Source organism: Actinoplanes sp. NPDC051851 (genome assembly GCF_040681165.1).
GTDB lineage: Bacteria > Actinomycetota > Actinomycetes > Mycobacteriales > Micromonosporaceae > Actinoplanes.
In genome coordinates, this window is the sequence record NZ_JBFAYF010000016.1 from 11,669 (window position 1) to 27,463 (window position 15,795).

Below are 15,795 nucleotides of genomic sequence, written 5' to 3' on the forward strand. Positions count from 1 at the left end.
GTTAGCGTTAACAACAAGGGGTGCATCGGTGCCGGGGCAGGGGAGGGCGGGATCCCGGCATGTGTTACGCCGACGTTAAGGGCGGAGATTACGCGGTCCCGGGCGAAATATCCACGATCTTCGCTGTGAGTACTTTTCAATCACTTGACTTACGAAATGCGGGAGGATTGACTCAGATCGACCCGAGGAGGCACGCATGCAGGACAGGGTTCCCGTCGAGGAGCTGCTGAGCACCGCCGAGCTGCAGGTCGGCGCCGGGCGGACCGCCTGGCGGCACGTGCACGCCGAGTACGTGGACGTCGTCGACGACATCCTGGCTACCCTCGCACCGAGCGGCCCGTACGCGTACACGATCAGCCCGCGCCTGGAGGAGGGCCGCCAGGTCCCGACCCAGCGGATCGTCACCACCTACGACGAGATCGCCGCCACCTACCGCGACATGCACCGGTTCGCCGCGGTCGTCGAGATCCGGCCGATGACCGAGATCGGCGGCTCGTGGTACACGTTCATCTCCGGGGTCGGCCGGGGCCGGGACAAGAACACCGGCGCGGAGAGCGAACGGCCGACCATCGTGCTCTTCCCGACGATGGGCTCCGGCGGCATCACCGGTGAGCTCTTCTGGGGCCGGACCCGGCGCGACACGATGCCCGGCGACCCGGCCGAGGGACCGCTCGCCGCCCGGTTCGCGGTCGGCCGGGTGCAGCAGCGGCTGATCGGCGCGCTGCGCGAGGGCGACGTGCCGGCCGCGGTCGCGCTCGCCCACCCGGAGATCCAGACCGGACTCCGGGACTACGTACGGGAGACCGGCACCCTCGCCGCCCTGCACACCGCCGACGGGCTGCGCGAGCACCTCGCCGCGTTCACCGGCCGGTTCGAGGTGCTCTCCCTCGACGTGGTGCAGCGGCACACCGACGACTGGTTCTTCTTCCACGAGCTGCGCTGGCGCGTCCGGGACCGGGAGACCGGAGCCGTCCGTGTCCACCACACCGCCGAGTACGGGGAGGTGGACGCGGACGGCCGGATCGTCGCCTACATCGGGCACGGCACCGATCAGGCGGCGGCGAGCAGCTCCCGCTCCAGCCGGTACCCCTCCGGGTCGTAGGCGGCACCGGCCTCGGTGTAGACCTGCGCGCCCACCCCGCCGGGCCAGGCGCAGACGCCCCGGGAGACGAAGTGCACCCAGTCGGCGTGCACCGCGTCGGCGAGGGACTGCGGCGGGTTCGCGCCGAGCACGGTTTCGACCCCCGAAGCGTCCAGCAGGTCGAAGGCGAAGGGGATCTCCATGCAGTGCGCGGCGATCCCCTGCGCCGTGCGGCGGAAGTCGTAGAGCCAGGTGCGCTCGGCGCCCCGGACGGACGCGGCGTGCACGGCCGGGAGCCGGAACATCGCGCGCGCCAACAGCTGACTGCGGAGAAAGCCCGGCCCGATCTGATCGGTTTCGGCCATGAACGACCGTACCGAGGAGGAAGTAGCACCTGCTCCGGTCAAGGCGGCCGTCACCTCGGCCGGGTCCAGCAAAGGCGACGGGATCGGGAACTCGTGGAGCGTGGTGCCGAGCAGCAGCGGGATCGAGCGATGCGGGGCCTCCTCGAAGGGGAGCACCGTCACCCCGTCGACGACCGGCGCGAAGGCCAGGCCGATCTCCTGATCAGTGTCCCGGAGTCTCGCGACCAGTGAGGAGACCGGCTCGGGCTCGCCGACCATCCCGGCCATCTGCATCGGGAACTGGTGATCGAGAACGGTCTCCTCGCTGACCGCCAGCCACGACGAGAGACTGCCGTCGACACCGGCGGCCTCCGCCAGCCGTGCCGTGTTGGCGCGGGCGGCGGAAACGGTCAGGCGGCTCATCGCGCCGGACTGGGAGATCGCGCCGTGGAACAGGCCGCGGGCGAGCGGCGAGCACATCAGCGTGAGGACGCTGCCGCCACCGGCGGACTGACCGGCGATGGTCACCCGGCCCGGATCGCCGCCGAACTGGGCGATGTTCTCCTGCACCCACTGCAGCGCGGCGATCTGGTCGAGCACGCCGCGATTGTTCGGCGCGCCCTCGATGACCCCGAAGCCGTCGAAGCCGAGACGGTAGGAGACGGTCACCGTGACCACACCGTCGCGGTTGAAGGCACGGCCGTCGTACCAGGGGCTGGCGGCCGATCCGGCGAAGTAGCCGCCACCGTGGATCCAGACCAGGACCGGCAGTTTTTCGTCGACGGACGGGGTGAAGACGTTCAGATTGAGCGTCGCGTCGCCGGGGATACTCGGCTCCGGGATCGTGGTGACCGGCCCGAACGGTCGCCGTTGCGGGGTGGGGCCATAGGCGGTTGCGTCGAGCTCCTCGGCCCAGGGTGCGACCGGCGCGGGTGCCTGGAAGCGGTGCTCCCCGACGGGTGCGGCGGCGTAGGGGATGCCGAGGAACGCGAGGGATCCGGGGCGCTGCAGGCCGCGCACTTTTCCGGCACGGGTGGTGACGAGCATGACGAGCTTCCTTACCGTACGGACTTGATGGGCAGGACGAAGAGCGACGAGGCGACCACCGCGACGATCGCCCAGACGAAGATCGAGGCGTAGTTCCCGGCGAAGACCCCGAGCAGCCCGGCCGCGACGACCGGGGTGAGCGCCTGCGGGATGTTCGACGCGACGTTGAGGACGCCCAGGTCACGGCCCATGTCGCCCTGGGACGGGAGCACGTCGATCATCAGGGCCAGGTCGACGGCCATGTACGCGCCGTAGCCGATGCCGCAGATCGCGGCGTACACGATCATCGCGGTGGGGGAGGGCACGGCGAGCGGCACGGCGATGGCACCGGCCATCACGATGGTGGCGACGAAGACGAAGATCTTGCGGCGGCCGAGCCGGTCGGAGAGCTTCCCGAAGACGACCGTGCCGGCGACCATGGTGACCGAGCTGATCATCGAGGTGACGCCGTAGAGGCTGCCCGCGTCGGCGGTGCTCATGCCGAGGTGGTCGGTGAGGATGTAGAGGGTGTAGTTCTGCACCGCCTGGTAGCCGAGGACCATGAAGAACCGCCCGCCGAACGCCCACGCGTAGTCCGGGTGCCGCCGCGGGCTGACCCAGAAGCCGCGCAGGAAGGCGCCCCACCGGAACGGTGGGTGCTCGTCAGTGGCGCTGGACGTGTCCGGGTTGAGGAGCACGAACAGCACCGACATGGCGATCATCGCGACGCCGAAGGTGGTGTACCCGACGCCGAGGTGGGTGAGCTGCCGGCCGGCGAAGGTGATGCCGGCGGCCGCGCCGATCGCCACGCCGACGCCGGAGAGCGCCGAGGCGATGCCCCGCCCGTTCACGTCGACCCGGTCCGCGATGATCGCGGTGGTCGGGCCCTGCAGCGCGTTGAGCAGCACCTGGGCGAGTACCCAGACCGTGGTGAGCACTCCGGCGCTCGTACTGAACTGCAGGGCGATGACGCAGAGGCCGCCGCCGACGCCGCCGAAGACGATCCACGGCGAGCGGCGGCCCAGGCGGGAGCGGGTGCGGTCGGAGAGGGCACCGACGATCGGCTGGACGAAGAGCGTGGCGAGCGCGGACGCCGAGGTGACCAGGGCCAGGTTGCCGACCTTGTCGTCCGGGTCGATGTCGGCGACGTGCTGGGGGAGCAGGACGGCGATGACGCCGGCGTACGTCGCGAAGAGGACGAGGTTGCTGACGAGCAGCGACGTCATCAGGACAGAGCGGTGCCGTATATCTGCGGACTTTTCGGAAATAACCTCAGTGCTCACGCTGCTCCTCCTCGAGCCGGGCACGTGACCTACGTCATGTGGTGGCGGCATGTTAAGCAGGGATTACGAGTTAGTTCAACCCTTGAATCATGGGTTCATCGGTTGAACAATCGCGGTGATGCGAAGATGTGCCGGTGTCGACCGACTCCCGTGCCCACCTGGTCAGCAGCGACGTCCGCGACCACAACCTCGGGCTGGTGCTGACCACCGTCGATCGCCTCGGCGGTGCCGCCCGGGCCGAGATCGCGCTGGAGACCGGGCTGGCCCGCAGCGCGATGTCGAACCTCTCCGCCGTGCTGCTGGAGAGCCGTCTGCTGCGTCCCGCCGAGGAGCAGCCGGTGGCCCGGATCGGCCGCCGTATCGAGCGCCTCGAACTCGACGGACGGCACCTCGCGGTGGTCGGCGCTCAGCTGGAGGTGGACGAGGCACTGGTGCTCGCGCACGACCTGGGCGGCCGGGTGCTCTACCGCGAGGCGCTGCAGGTGCGGACCGCGCACGGCGACGCCGAGGCGATCGCCACGCTGATCGCCGAGCGGGTCACCGCCTGCCTCGCCGACCTGACCGCGCGCTCGATCACCCCGATCAGCCTCGACCTGGTCGTGCCCGGCATGGTCACCGACGGCGAGACCGTCAAGTACGCCCTGGACCTGGGCTGGATCGGCGTCCCCTTCCGGGAGTTGGTCGCCTCCCGGGTGCCCGCGTTCCCGGCCGGCGTGCATCTCGGCGGGGATGCTCCGCTCGCGGGATACGCCGAGTTCACCGCGCTGCGCGAGGAGCCCGGGCTGGCGGGGCTGACCAACATGTACTACCTCAAGTCGGCGACCGGCATCGGCGGCGCGGTCATCATGGACGGCCGGCTGCTCACCGGCTCGCACGGCACGCTCTACGCACCCGGTCACGTGATCGTCGTCCCCGACGGCCTGCTCTGCGCCTGCGGCCGGAACGGGTGCCTCGCCACGGTCGCCGACCCCGAGGTCGTACTCCGCAATGCCGGTCTGAGCGACTTCCGCGACCGGAAGGGCCTGCCCGCCGCGCTCGAGGAGCTGATCCGGCGCGCTCGCGCCGGCGAGGAGGTGGCGAGCGCCGCCGTCACCGAGGCCATGCGATGGTTCCGCATGCTCCTCGACAACACCATCTTCCTGTACGAACCAGAGCTGATCGTCCTCGGCGGATATCTGGCGTCGTTCGTGGACGAGCTGTCGCGGCTCCCGCAGCCGACACTGGAGTGGCTCGGGTGCGGTAACCTGCGTGGCCCCCTGGCGATCCAGCCCGCCCGCCGTGGCGCCTTCGCCGCCGTCCACGGCGCCATCACGCTGCGTAGACTCGAACTCCTCGCGGCACCCACCCGATGCGGACTGCTCGCAGTTGTCTGAGTTTTCGCATCGTCACTGGTGGCGCCATTTGCCAGAGACGGCCTCGCCGCGCGTCAATCAGCCGACTCTCCGTGCATCCGTGAGTGCTTATGGTGACGGGCGTGCCAGCGGCGGATCGCCACTGTAGATCGCTGTCCGGGGCCCTCCGCCGCCGCACGCTGATCATTCATGCGCAGGATTGACGGAGGAATCAACCATGCCTCGTCTCGGACATGGAAAGCCGATCACCAAGGACGACATCGCCGCCGCCCAGAAGGACCTCGCGGAGGGCGCGGCCCGTTCGCCGGTCTCCTTCGCACTGACCAAACCGGTCGACACACACCGCTTCGACCTGCTCTTCCCAGGACTGCAGGACGATGAGGCCAACCTGCTTCCCGAGGCCGCGAACACACCGGAGCTGCTGAAACGCCTCGGCGCGACGATGACCGACGACGACACGCCCGGCGCGGACAGCCCGATTCCGGCGGCGTACACCTACTTCGGGCAGTTCGTCGACCACGACATCACCCTGGAGACCCAGCGGGAGGGCGACGGCTCCGGAACGCTCGAGCAACTGCTCGACCCCGACATGACCCCGCTGCCGCTGGCCCAGGTGCGCAACGCCCTGGTCAACCGCCGGACCGGGACCCTGGACCTGGACAGCCTCTACGTCCCGCCCGCGGTGCGTGACCCGCACGACCAGAACCGGATGCTGATCGGCGACGTCAGCCCGGTGCCGCAGACCAATCCGCCCTCCTCGCCGACCCAGCGGCCGCCCGGCAAGGGCAACGACAACGACCTGCCCCGGGAACCGCCCCGGACCGGGACCACGCCGGAGGACCTGGAGCACGACCGCGCCGCCAAGATCGGCGATGCGCGCAACGACGAGAACCTGATCATCTCGCAGCTGCACGTGGCGTTCCTCAAGGCGCACAACGCCCTGGTCGACCGGGGCATGTCCTTCGAGTCGGCACGGCGGACGCTACGACAGCACTACCAGCACATCGTCGTGCACGACTTCCTGAAGAAGGTCGCCGAGAAGTCGATCGTGGACGACATCGTCACGCACGGCAACCACTGGTACGACGGTCTGGACAAGCCGTTCTTCATGCCGCTGGAGTTCTCCTTCGCGGCGTACCGGTTCGGCCACACCATGGTCCGCGCCGTTTACGACTTCAACCTCAACTTCACCCTCGACTCCGTCCCGATCAAGGGTACGCTGGATTTCCTCTTCACCTTCACCGCGCTCAGCGGCCAGCTCGGCGGCCCGCAGAACAAGACCCTCCCGGAGAACTGGATCATCCAGTGGGAGCGCATCATCGGCGGCAAGAACCCGCTCAAGGCCCGCAAGCTCGACACCCGGGTGGCGGCCACCCGTAACCGGGCGCTCTTCAACCTGCAGACCGTCGACGGGAAGACCGTCACCCCGCCGGACGGTGCCCGGCTCTCGGTCCGCAACCTGCTGCGCGGCTACCGGATGCGGCTGCCCACCGGGCAGGCCCTGGCGCAGCACCTCGGGCTGCCGGTGCTCGGCAAGGACGAGCTGCTGGCGGCCGCGGGCAGCCCCGACCAGGTCAACGCGTTGCAGGCCGGCGGGTTCGAGTCGCGGACGCCGCTCTGGTACTACGTGCTCGCCGAGGCCCAGCACCACCACAAGGGCGACCGGCTCGGCCCGCTCGGCAGCACCCTGGTCGCCGAGGTCCTGATCGGACTGGTCCGCCGCAGCGAGGACTCGATCCTGGCGGCGCCGGGCTGGAAGCCGTCCCTGCCGTCGGAGAAGCCCGGCGTCTTCGAACTCCCCGACCTGCTGCGCCTGGCGGGCGTGCTCGAGGGCCGCAAGGACCCGGACACGTACAAGGTCAAGAAGGGCGACACCCTGACCGGTATCGCCCAGTCGCAGCTCGGCGACGGCAAGCGCTGGCCGCAGATCTACGTGCTCAACCGCGCGTCGATCCGCAACCCCAACCGGATCATCCCCGGCCAGGTCTTCCTGCTGCCGCCCCGGCAGCCGGTCGGCCGGATCCCGAAGCTCTACACCGTCAAGCGCGGCGACAGCCTCTTCCGGATCGCCCAGGCCGAACTGGGCAACGGCAACCGCTGGCCGGACATCTTCGCCCTGAACCGCGACATCATCACCAACCCGGACCGCATCATCCCGGGCCAGATCCTGATCCTCCCGTCCTGATCCTCCCGTCCTGATCCTCCCGTCCTGATCCTCCCGTCCTGATCCGTCCGTCCTGATCCGGGGTCCCGGCGGCTCCGCGGAACGGAACGGAACGTGGGCCCGGTCGTGCCGTACGGCCGGGCCCGCCCCCTCGGCCGGCCCTACACTCCGGTGAGCCGACAGCGAGGGGCCACACACATGCTGCACGTCCGGGTGATCGCACCACAGCCGATCACCGCCCAGGTCCGGGACGCCCTGACGGGCGACGCCGCGATCACCCATCTGGTGCTGCTGCCCGGTGCCGCCCTGGCCCCGGCCGGCGACGTCGTCGAGTTCGACGTCGTCCGCGAGGGTGCCAGCGCGGTACTGGACCGGCTGCGCAAGCTCGGCCTCGACCGGGACGGCGCGATCGTCGTCGAGCGCATCGACGCGACCATGTCCGCGGCGGCGGACCGGGCCGCGCGCCGGGTACCCGGCCTCGGCGCCGACGCGGTCGTCTGGCACGAGATCGAGCACCAGACCGGCGAGGAGACCGAGCTCTCCGCGTCGTTCCTGGCGTTCATGGCCGTCGCCACCATCATCGCCGCGGTGGGCGTGCTGCTCGACCAGCCCATCCTCATCGTCGGGTCGATGGTGGTGGGCCCGGAGTTCGGTCCGCTCGCCGCCCTCTGCGTCGGCCTGGTCCAGCGCAAGTTCCTTCTGGTACGCCGGTCCGCGCTCGCCCTCGGTATCGGCTTCCCGTTCGGCATGCTCCTCACCGTCGGTGCCGTCCTGCTGCTGAAGGCCGCCGGCCTGGTCGACGAGTCGATGCTGCTGGCCGACCGCCCGCTGACCGACTTCATCTGGAAGCCCGACGCGCTCTCCTGGGTGATCGGCTTCCTCGGCGGCATCGCCGGCATCCTCTCGCTCACGTCGGCCAAGGCGGGCACCCTGGTCGGCGTGCTGATCTCGGTCACCACGGTGCCGGCCGCCGCGAACGCCGCGGTCGCCCTCACCTTCGGCGCCCACGACGAGGCCGTCGGCTCCGCCCTCCAGCTCGTCGTCAACCTCGCCGCGATCCTGGCGGGCGGCGTCCTGACCCTGCTCGTCCAGCACGCGGCGTGGAAGCCGAGCCGGGGCTGAGCCGCGCGGGCCGGGCCGGGCCCCGACGTGGTGAACCCCGCCTGGCGATCATGAGGTAGCTTCGTGTCGTCCGATTCGGAGCCGCGGGGGGCGACATGACAGACGGGGCAGGCGGCGTCGTGCACGTCGACCCGGATTCGCTGGCGCAGTCCGGGCAACTGCTCGGTCAGGCCGCCGACCGGCTCTCCGACCTCTCGGACCGGTATCGTGCCGCGCTCTCCGACTATGCCGAGGCCTGCGGCGGGGACGACATCGGCATGCTGCTCGCCACGACCGGCGAGGCGTGCGCCGGGATGTTCTTCGACCTGCTCGACGCCACCGCGGCCGACCTGCAGGACGACGCCGACGACCTGACGACCATGGCGACGGCGTACGCCGGTAACGAGGAGACGAACACGGGCCTGATGACCGACCTGAGCCGACGGCTGGTGGTCTGAGCGTGGGCCTGGAGTTGCCGGGTGAGCTCGTCGAGGCGCTCGGCTGGATCGGCCTGGACTGGCCTACCGCGGACGAGGAGCAGCTGTTCCGGCTCGGGCAGCAGTGGCTGGCGCTGGCGCCGCAGATCCAGCAGGTCGGCGCGGACGCCGGGGCGGCCGCGAGCGCGGTGTGGCAGGGCAACTCCGGTCCCGCGGTCGCCGCGTTCCAGAAGTACTGGACTGCGGACGGCGCGCCGTCCTCGCTGAACCCGGCCGGTGACGCCGCCATGGTGGTGGGCTGCGGCCTGATCGTGTATGCCGCGATCATCCTGGCCCTGAAGATCAACTTTATCGTGCAGCTCGTCGTCCTCACCATCGAGGTGATCGAGGCGATCGCCACCGCCGTCGCCACCTTCGGCGCCTCCCTGCTGGAGATCCCGATCTTCCAGCAGATCACCCGTACCGTGGTCGAAGGGCTGATCCAGCAGGTCACCATGGAGATCATCGGTGGTTAAGCGGCGGAAGCAGTCCGGCGCGGCGGCGAAGGCCGAGACGAAGCTCGCCAAAGAGGTCGAGGAGATCGTCGAGGACGCCCTCGAGCACCGGGGCAAGCGGCGGCGTAACCGGCGCGGCGACGCGGACGAGGACGGCGGCGCCACCCGGGACGGCCGCCAGGACGGCCAGGACGGGGAGACCGGCGGCTCCGCCGACGGCGACCCGTCCCGGCTGACGGCCGGCGGCCGCCGGAAGCTCGGTAATCTCGGTGAGTACGCGGGCGACCAGGCCCGGGACGCGATCAGGAAGCGGGGCGGTGGTGCCGCCCAGGTCTCCATGCTGGACCCGCGGTACCAGGAGATGACCGTCGCCGAGATCGCCAACCGGGCGGCCAAGGGCGACGCCGCGGCCGAGACCGCCATGAAGATCATCAAGCAGGCGTCGTCGAAGGCCGCCAAGTACGGACGGGGCGGACACTGAGACGGCGCATCACCGGCAGGCGAAAGAGACCGACGTGACGATCCAGGAAACGTTCACCGCGATGACCGAGCAGGGCGGCCCGCTGCGCGCGGTCACCTACCTGTACGACCCCGAGCTCCCCCGGGAGATCATCGCGATCCGGCTGGGCTTCGACGGCGGCGACTGGCTCGTCTCCGTGGACCCGGACGACGACACGATCGCCGTCGGCGTGACCACCGCCGACGGGCTGAGCGACCTGCACACCGCGGACGCCTCGACGCTGACGCCGTGGGCGGGCGCGCTGGGCAAGGGCTGCCGGTGGGCCTGGGTCGTGGAGAACCAGCAGGGCTACCTCGACGCCCTCCAGTGGGAGTTCACCGGCGCGGCGAACGGCAGCGCGGTGACCGTCCAGGTACTCGCGATCAGCTCCCAGCTGCGGGTCCGCACCGTCCTGCCGGTGGAGACGCCGTACCTCGGTGCCTGAGGGCTCCTGCCGGTGGTCACGGGTGTGTCGTTTCGCGCGGCGCACCGGTGAACACCAGCCGGAACCCGGCACCGTCACGGCCGGGCGAGGCGGCGGATCTCCTCGGCGATGAGGGCCGGGTCGGTGAACGGGACGTCGTGGGCCGAGTGCGCGGCGAGGACGTGGCGGCCGGACGGCGAGGTGGCCGCCCGGTGCGCGTGGGAGGCGTTCGCGGCGGCGCGGGCGGCCGCGTCCAGCCCGTCGCCGGTCCGGGTCCCGGAGATCACCGTGACCGGGATCGATCCGAGTGGCGGCGGGTCCGCCCGCCAGGCGGCGAGCTCGTCGAAGAACGAACCGGCCTGCACACCCGCGGTACGCATCACGCCCGGAGTGAACGCCTCCCGCCGCATCTGTGCCCGTACGTCGGCGGGGACCACGGCCAGCTGAGCCCGGAACAACAGGTGGAGCACGCCGAGGCGGGCGAGGACGGCCCCGGCACGCAACGCCCGGCGCTCGCCACGGCGGAAGTCCTCGCCGAAGAGCACGTCGGCGGTCTCGTCGACCGGTTCGACCAGCACCAGACCGGTGATCCGTTCCGGACGGCGCGCGGCGGCCAGCCGGACGATCGGACCGCCCGCGCTGTGCCCGGCCAGGACGAACGGCCCCTCGCCCAGCCCGTCGAGCAGATCGTTGAGGTCGTCGGCCATCCGGTCCAGGGTCCGCCCGGCCGGGTCGGAGGCGCTGCGGCCCAGCCCGGACCGGTCGTACGCGACGGCCCGGGCGAAATCGGCCACCCGCGGCTGCACCAGACTCCAGCTCAGCCGGGACGCCGCCGACCCGCCCTCGAACACCACCGTCGGGCTGCCCGCCCCCAGCGTCGTCGCGTGCAATCGGCGGCCGTCCCGGGTCGGTGCCCACAGCGAGGCGCCCTGCGTCGGTGTCATCCGCGCATTATCCGTGCCGGAGTGAACGATGGTGCCGTTGTGCCGTCCCGGCCAGGTTCAACGTCCCGCCTGCTCCCGCGTCTCCTGGGGCGTGGCCGCCGACCCGGGGGCCGGTCTCTCCTCACCTCCCGGATTCCTCCACGCGGGCGATCAGCAGCTTCAACCGCTTGATCTCCTCGGCGAGCGCCGCGGTGCCGGCCGTCGTCAGGGTGACCCAGGTGCGGCCGCGGCGGCCCTCGTACCCCTTCTCCACCTCGATCAGCCCGGCCGCCTCGAGGACGCTGAGATGCTTGGAGAGGTTGCCCGCGGTCAGATCCAGCTGGGTGCGCAGGTACCCGAACTCCACCCGCCGCGCCTCGTGCGCGATGGTGAGCACGCCCAGCCGGACCCGCTGGTGCACCACGTCATCCAGCCCGAGGACGGGGTGTGCGGCGTCGTGCGGCGCGGGGGCGGGGTGCGCGGCGTCGTCCGGCCCGGGGGCGGGGTGCGCGGCGTCGTCCGGCCCGGGGCCCGGGTACGCGGCCTTCCCGGCGTCCGGTTGCGGGGTGCCGGTCGTCGTGGTCACCGCTGCCGCCGGCGGACCGTCGCGAACCCGGCCGCGCCCAGCAGGAGCACCGCGGCGCCGGCGACCTGCGGCACCACGAAGTGCGCCCGGACGCCCCAGTGCAGCGGGCCCCAGCCCTCGTTCAGAGGCAGTACCAGCACCACCAGCGCCAGGTAGCCGACCGTGAACGTGAGCAGCGCGCCGTTGCGTTCCAGCCAGGCCAGCACCAGCAGCGCGAGCCCGATCATGGCCCACGGCATGACCAGCCGGTCCAGCACGAACCACCAGTAGGGGAGCGGGCCGGCGGGCACCGGGTGACTCTCCAGGTAGCGGCTCCAGGCGAACCACGCGATCGGGAACACCGCCGTCGTCACGGTGCCGGTGATCGCGTAGGGCAGCACCCGGGCACTCAGGCCCCGGTCCCGGGCGGCCCGCAGATAGGTGGCGGCGATTATCGCGTACGCCAGAGGAAGAGCCGGAATCCAGTAGAGCAGCATGCCCCGGCGCGCGAACGAGCAGCTGCCGTCGACCTGGCAGGTCACCACCATGCCGGCCCAGTCGACCGGGATCGCCACGAGGGTCGTGACGGCCAGCACCAGGAGTGCCGCCCAGGTCATCCGCCGGTCGAGGCGTGCCCGGCGGGCCAGGGCGCGGACGTCGGCGAGCAGCCGTCGCGGATCGCCGTCGGCGGGTATCGGTTCTGAAGTCATGCCAACAGGTTTCCATCGCCAACCTATCGGCGCAAGTGCTGATAGGGTTCGTCCCGATCGAGGAGGTGATCGTGCCGATCGACGTGATCGTGCTGAACGGCGGGTCGAGTTCCGGGAAGTCGGGGATCGTCGAGTCCCTGAAGGAGATCCTGCCCGACCCGTGGATCAACTTGGGCGTGGGCGACCTGTTCGACCGACTGCCGTCCGTGCTCCTCGGCACCGCCGCCGGGATCTCCTTCGGGCCGGATGGCGAGGTGCTGGTCGGCGACGGGTGGCGCACGCTGGAGACGGCGTGGACGACGGGCGTCGCGGCGATGGCCCGGGCGGGTGCGCGGATCGTCATCGACGACAACTTCCTCGGTGGCGGGGCCGATCAGGAGCGTCTCCGGGGTCACCTCGACGGGCTGCGAGTGCTCTGGGCCGGCGTGCACTGTGCGCCGGAGGTCGCCGAGGCCCGGGAACTCGCCCGGTTCGACCGGGTGCCGGGGATGGCGGTCCGGCAGGCGACGGCCGTGCACCAGGGTGTCGTGTACGACGTCGAGGTGGACACGACACACGCCACCTCCCGCGACTGCGCCGAGATCATCGCCGGGTACGTGGCCCGTACGGGAGGAATCAAGAACGGACAGGGACCGGCGACGCCGGCGTGACCGACTCGAGGCGCAACAGGGTGTGACGCGCCGCGCGCCGCTCGTCCTGAGCTTTCGCGGGCCGCCTGAGGCTGTCCTTATCGACAGTGCTCGACGGGCGCGTGGCAGGCTACCCCCGGTGGATCGATCACCACAGGTGGGAGGGGGCGTGGTCATGCATCCCGGTGAGCCGCACGACGCCGGTGTTTCCGGTCGGCTGAACTGGCTCCGTGCCGGTGTTCTCGGCGCCAACGACGGGATCGTCTCGACGGCCGGGCTGGTCGTCGGGGTGGCCGGGGCGACCACCTCGACCGGACCGATTCTGACCGCAGGGATCGCCGGCCTCGTCGCGGGCGCCGTCTCGATGGCGCTGGGGGAGTACGTCTCGGTCAGCAGCCAGCGGGACACCGAACGCGCCCTGCTGGACAAGGAGCGCGGCGAACTGGCCGACTTCCCCGACGAGGAGCTGGAGGAACTGGCCGCGCTCTACGAGGCGAAGGGCCTGAGCAGCCGTACCGCCTGGCTCGTCGCGCGCGAGCTGACCGAGAAGGACGCCTTCGCCGCGCACGCCGACGTGGAGTTGCACCTCGACCCGGACGAGCTGACCGACCCGTGGCAGGCGGCCGGCGCGTCGGCGGTCGCGTTCACCACGGGCTCCCTGCTCCCGCTCGCCGCGATCCTGCTGCCCCCGGCGGGCGCCCGCGTTCCGGTGGCCTTCCTGGTGGTGATCGCGGCCCTCGCGGCGACGGGCTACCTGAGCGCCCGTCTCGGCGGCGCCCGCCCGGCCCGCGCGGTGACCCGCCTGGTGACCGGCGGCGCCCTCGCGATGGCGGTGACCTTCGGCATCGGCGCCCTGGTCGGCACCGCCGTCACCTGACCACACCCGCCGCCCTGGCCGGCACCGCCGTCACCTGACCCCGCCGGGCGGCCAGCGGGCTAGAACTTCGCCGTCACGGTGTTGTTCCACGGAATCGCCTCGGAGATCAGCGGGCTGGCGCTCTCGTCGACGGTCAGTTCGCCGGGCGTCGTGACGTTCCGTTGCCGGAAGGCGAAGCGGTAGGTCGCGGTCGCGCCCGCCGGCGGCCCGTCGACGGTGACCGTGAAGCCATCTCCGGCCTTGGTGACCGCCGGCCAGCCCGACCCGCTGCGCTCCACGCCGGCCGGCAGGCCGAAGCTGAGCGCGAGCTTCTCCGGGTGGGCGCCCCAGAGGTGTTCGACCTGCACGCTGAGCGTCCCGTACCGGTACCCGTCGTCGCCGGTCGTGAGCTTCACCCCGGAGGTGGTCAGGCGGGTCTCGGTCACGTGCGTGCCGGCCGGCATCCGGGTCGGCCCGCTGACCTGTTCGAACGCCCCGTTCCGCCACCGGTACCCGCGCTTCTGCCAGATCTGCGGCGTACGGTCGGCGCAACACCGCTGGTAGTCGCCCACGCGGACCGTGACGAGCCCGTCCCGGGCGACCCGTGGGCTGTCATCCCGGATGTCCCGGACGGTCCCGGTCGTGCCGGTGATCCGCCCGAGCGTGACGATCTTCCCAGAAGCGTCCCGGTCGAACGCGATCACCTGCTTCGCGCCGCCCTCGATGAGGCACCCGACCACGGCGATGGTCTCGTCGCTGCCGTCCCCGTCGACATCACCGTAGGTGACCGACAGGATGAGGATCACCGCTGCGTGCGGAGGTTGACCGCTCGGTACCTGCTGCTCGTCGAGCACCACCTCGCCGTCCCGGAACCGCAGCGCCCCCGACGGCCCCTGAACGTTATCGGCCGGCCACGCCGGAATGTCGAGCGTCGCGTTCCGCAGCGTGGCGGCGTCGATATGACCGTTCGGCACCGGCGTCGGCGCGGTTACGACAGGCGCGGACACGGCGGACACGGAGGCGGCGGACAGTGCCAGAGCGGTGAGAAACGCAGCCAACATCGTGCTGGTATATCAGGATTTCCGCGATCGAATCGGAAATGTCACCGAGAAGAGGGCACTGCGTGAGGGGCACTGCGTGAGGGGCACTGCGTGAGGGGCAGGGGCGAGGGGCAGGGGTGAGCGGCAGAGCGTGAGGGGACCTTCGGCCCTGACCGTGGGGGAGTGACGGGCGGAGGCTTGAGGTGTCGGATCGGGGCTGGGAGGGATCCACGATGCGAGTCAGGGACATCATGAGCAGCCCGGTGTTCACCGTTGCGCCCGGAGCGCCGGTGGCGGCCGCGGCGGAGACGGTCACCGAGCACGGGATCACCGCGCTGCCCGTCGTGGACGAAGCGGGGCGGCTGATCGGGATGGTCAGCGAAGGCGACCTGTTGCGCCATCGCGTGCCCGAGGACCCGACGGCGCACATCCTGCCCAGGGCGTACCCCGAAATCGCGAAGCGACCGGAATCGATCGCGGAAGTGATGACCGGGAGCCCGCTCACCACCTGGCCGGGAGCGGACGTGGCCGACGTGGCGGAGGCCATGCTGCGGCACGACGTGCGCAGCCTGCCGGTGATCGAGGAGGGAGCGGTCGTCGGGATCGTCAGCCGCCGGGACATCCTGCGCGCGGTGATCCGCAGCGACGGGGCGCTGGCGACCGAGGTGCAACACCGGTTCGACGAGTACGGCGACGGCGAAGGGCGCTGGAACGCCACGGTCACCGACGGCGTCGTCACCGTGCACGGCGCGATCGGCAACGACACCGAGCGGGCGGTGCTGACCGTTCTGGCCCGCACGGTACCGGGCGTGACTGCGGTCCACCTGGCCGGCGCGGCATGAGCATCCGGTAGCGACCGCGGGAGGG

At 71.1% G+C, this 15,795-nt stretch carries 17 protein-coding genes; 11 read left to right on the forward strand and 6 right to left on the reverse strand.

Annotation, left to right across the window (positions count from 1 at the left end; genetic code table 11):
• Positions 1 to 196: 196 nt before the first annotated feature.
• Positions 197 to 1,102 carry a nuclear transport factor 2 family protein gene (locus tag AB0M08_RS17560; RefSeq protein ID WP_364493792.1) on the forward strand — a complete coding sequence of 302 codons (906 nt, stop codon included), beginning with the start codon at positions 197 to 199 and terminating at the stop codon, positions 1,100 to 1,102.
• On the opposite strand, the gene AB0M08_RS17565 is transcribed toward AB0M08_RS17560, so the two are convergent.
• Entirely contained in the window at positions 1,051 to 2,472 is a 1,422-nt protein-coding gene (locus tag AB0M08_RS17565) for a carboxylesterase family protein (RefSeq protein WP_364493795.1), read from the reverse strand. The two genes, AB0M08_RS17560 and AB0M08_RS17565, sit on opposite strands and share 52 nt — an antisense overlap.
• 11 nt (positions 2,473 to 2,483) lie before the next feature.
• Positions 2,484 to 3,677 (reverse strand): MFS transporter, encoded by a 1,194-nt coding sequence (locus AB0M08_RS17570; protein WP_364493798.1) that lies wholly within the window; start codon positions 3,675 to 3,677, stop codon positions 2,484 to 2,486.
• 191 nt (positions 3,678 to 3,868) lie between these two features.
• Between AB0M08_RS17570 and AB0M08_RS17575 the strand changes: the two genes are divergently transcribed.
• The 7 genes from AB0M08_RS17575 to AB0M08_RS17605 all read left to right on the forward strand — a co-directional run bounded on the left by AB0M08_RS17575 (position 3,869) and on the right by AB0M08_RS17605 (position 10,226).
• A complete protein-coding gene (locus AB0M08_RS17575; RefSeq protein WP_364493801.1) occupies positions 3,869 to 5,107 on the forward strand; it encodes an ROK family protein in 1,239 nt (412 codons plus the stop codon).
• A 196-nt stretch (positions 5,108 to 5,303) separates the two neighbouring features.
• Positions 5,304 to 7,271 carry a LysM peptidoglycan-binding domain-containing protein gene (locus tag AB0M08_RS17580; protein ID WP_364493804.1) on the forward strand — a complete coding sequence of 656 codons (1,968 nt, stop codon included), beginning with the start codon at positions 5,304 to 5,306 and terminating at the stop codon, positions 7,269 to 7,271.
• 177 nt (positions 7,272 to 7,448) lie between these two features.
• On the forward strand, positions 7,449 to 8,372 hold the full coding sequence (locus AB0M08_RS17585; RefSeq protein WP_364493807.1) for a DUF389 domain-containing protein: 924 nt from the start codon (positions 7,449 to 7,451) through the stop codon (positions 8,370 to 8,372).
• Between the two features lie 95 nt (positions 8,373 to 8,467).
• Positions 8,468 to 8,809, forward strand: a complete 342-nt coding sequence (locus tag AB0M08_RS17590; RefSeq protein WP_364493810.1) for a PE domain-containing protein — start codon at positions 8,468 to 8,470, stop codon at positions 8,807 to 8,809.
• Positions 8,810 to 8,811: 2 nt separating this feature from the next.
• Positions 8,812 to 9,303 carry a hypothetical protein gene (locus AB0M08_RS17595; protein ID WP_364493813.1) on the forward strand — a complete coding sequence of 164 codons (492 nt, stop codon included), beginning with the start codon at positions 8,812 to 8,814 and terminating at the stop codon, positions 9,301 to 9,303.
• Positions 9,296 to 9,763, forward strand: coding sequence for a hypothetical protein (locus tag AB0M08_RS17600; RefSeq protein WP_364493816.1), 468 nt, complete (start codon positions 9,296 to 9,298; stop codon positions 9,761 to 9,763). The genes AB0M08_RS17595 and AB0M08_RS17600 overlap by 8 nt, the downstream gene beginning before the upstream one ends.
• 34 nt (positions 9,764 to 9,797) lie before the next feature.
• Positions 9,798 to 10,226, forward strand: a complete 429-nt coding sequence (locus tag AB0M08_RS17605) for a DUF6334 family protein (RefSeq protein ID WP_364493819.1) — start codon at positions 9,798 to 9,800, stop codon at positions 10,224 to 10,226.
• Positions 10,227 to 10,300: 74 nt separating this feature from the next.
• On the opposite strand, the gene AB0M08_RS17610 is transcribed toward AB0M08_RS17605, so the two are convergent.
• The 3 genes from AB0M08_RS17610 to AB0M08_RS17620 all read right to left on the reverse strand — a co-directional run bounded on the left by AB0M08_RS17610 (position 10,301) and on the right by AB0M08_RS17620 (position 12,403).
• Entirely contained in the window at positions 10,301 to 11,149 is an 849-nt protein-coding gene (locus AB0M08_RS17610) for an alpha/beta hydrolase (RefSeq protein WP_364493822.1), read from the reverse strand.
• A gap of 121 nt (positions 11,150 to 11,270) precedes the next feature.
• Complete coding sequence (locus AB0M08_RS17615) at positions 11,271 to 11,561, reverse strand: transcriptional regulator (protein ID WP_364494084.1); 291 nt, start codon at positions 11,559 to 11,561, stop codon at positions 11,271 to 11,273.
• 149 nt (positions 11,562 to 11,710) lie between these two features.
• Positions 11,711 to 12,403: a hypothetical protein gene (locus AB0M08_RS17620; RefSeq protein ID WP_364493824.1), complete on the reverse strand. Its 693-nt coding sequence runs from the start codon at positions 12,401 to 12,403 to the stop codon at positions 11,711 to 11,713.
• Positions 12,404 to 12,438: 35 nt separating this feature from the next.
• Between AB0M08_RS17620 and AB0M08_RS17625 the strand changes: the two genes are divergently transcribed.
• Together AB0M08_RS17625 and AB0M08_RS17630 are read left to right on the forward strand one after the other, a co-directional pair.
• Positions 12,439 to 13,053 (forward strand): chloramphenicol phosphotransferase, encoded by a 615-nt coding sequence (locus tag AB0M08_RS17625; protein ID WP_364493827.1) that lies wholly within the window; start codon positions 12,439 to 12,441, stop codon positions 13,051 to 13,053.
• 154 nt (positions 13,054 to 13,207) lie between these two features.
• Positions 13,208 to 13,909: a VIT family protein gene (locus AB0M08_RS17630; RefSeq protein ID WP_364494086.1), complete on the forward strand. Its 702-nt coding sequence runs from the start codon at positions 13,208 to 13,210 to the stop codon at positions 13,907 to 13,909.
• Positions 13,910 to 13,968: 59 nt separating this feature from the next.
• Here AB0M08_RS17630 and AB0M08_RS17635 read toward each other — a convergent pair whose 3' ends face one another.
• On the reverse strand, positions 13,969 to 14,895 hold the full coding sequence (locus AB0M08_RS17635; protein ID WP_364493829.1) for a hypothetical protein: 927 nt from the start codon (positions 14,893 to 14,895) through the stop codon (positions 13,969 to 13,971).
• A gap of 266 nt (positions 14,896 to 15,161) precedes the next feature.
• On the opposite strand from AB0M08_RS17635, the gene AB0M08_RS17640 reads away from it, so the two are divergent.
• The gene (locus AB0M08_RS17640; protein WP_364493831.1) at positions 15,162 to 15,770 is read left to right on the forward strand and encodes a CBS domain-containing protein; all 609 of its coding nucleotides are present in this window, start codon (positions 15,162 to 15,164) and stop codon (positions 15,768 to 15,770) included.
• Positions 15,771 to 15,795: the final 25 nt, after the last annotated feature.

Bases quoted from the DNA above. Each gene is read 5' to 3' on its own strand.
- AB0M08_RS17560 (WP_364493792.1), top strand. From the start codon at position 197: ATGCAGGACAGGGTTCCCGTCGAGGAGCTGCTGAGCACCGCCGAGCTG.
- AB0M08_RS17565 (WP_364493795.1), bottom strand. From the start codon at position 2,472: ATGCTCGTCACCACCCGTGCCGGAAAAGTGCGCGGCCTGCAGCGCCCC.
- AB0M08_RS17570 (WP_364493798.1), bottom strand. From the start codon at position 3,677: ATGACGTCGCTGCTCGTCAGCAACCTCGTCCTCTTCGCGACGTACGCC.
- AB0M08_RS17580 (WP_364493804.1), top strand. From the start codon at position 5,304: ATGCCTCGTCTCGGACATGGAAAGCCGATCACCAAGGACGACATCGCC.
- AB0M08_RS17585 (WP_364493807.1), top strand. From the start codon at position 7,449: ATGCTGCACGTCCGGGTGATCGCACCACAGCCGATCACCGCCCAGGTC.
- AB0M08_RS17590 (WP_364493810.1), top strand. From the start codon at position 8,468: ATGACAGACGGGGCAGGCGGCGTCGTGCACGTCGACCCGGATTCGCTG.
- AB0M08_RS17610 (WP_364493822.1), bottom strand. From the start codon at position 11,149: ATGACACCGACGCAGGGCGCCTCGCTGTGGGCACCGACCCGGGACGGC.
- AB0M08_RS17620 (WP_364493824.1), bottom strand. From the start codon at position 12,403: ATGACTTCAGAACCGATACCCGCCGACGGCGATCCGCGACGGCTGCTC.
- AB0M08_RS17630 (WP_364494086.1), top strand. From the start codon at position 13,208: ATGCATCCCGGTGAGCCGCACGACGCCGGTGTTTCCGGTCGGCTGAAC.
- AB0M08_RS17640 (WP_364493831.1), top strand. From the start codon at position 15,162: ATGCGAGTCAGGGACATCATGAGCAGCCCGGTGTTCACCGTTGCGCCC.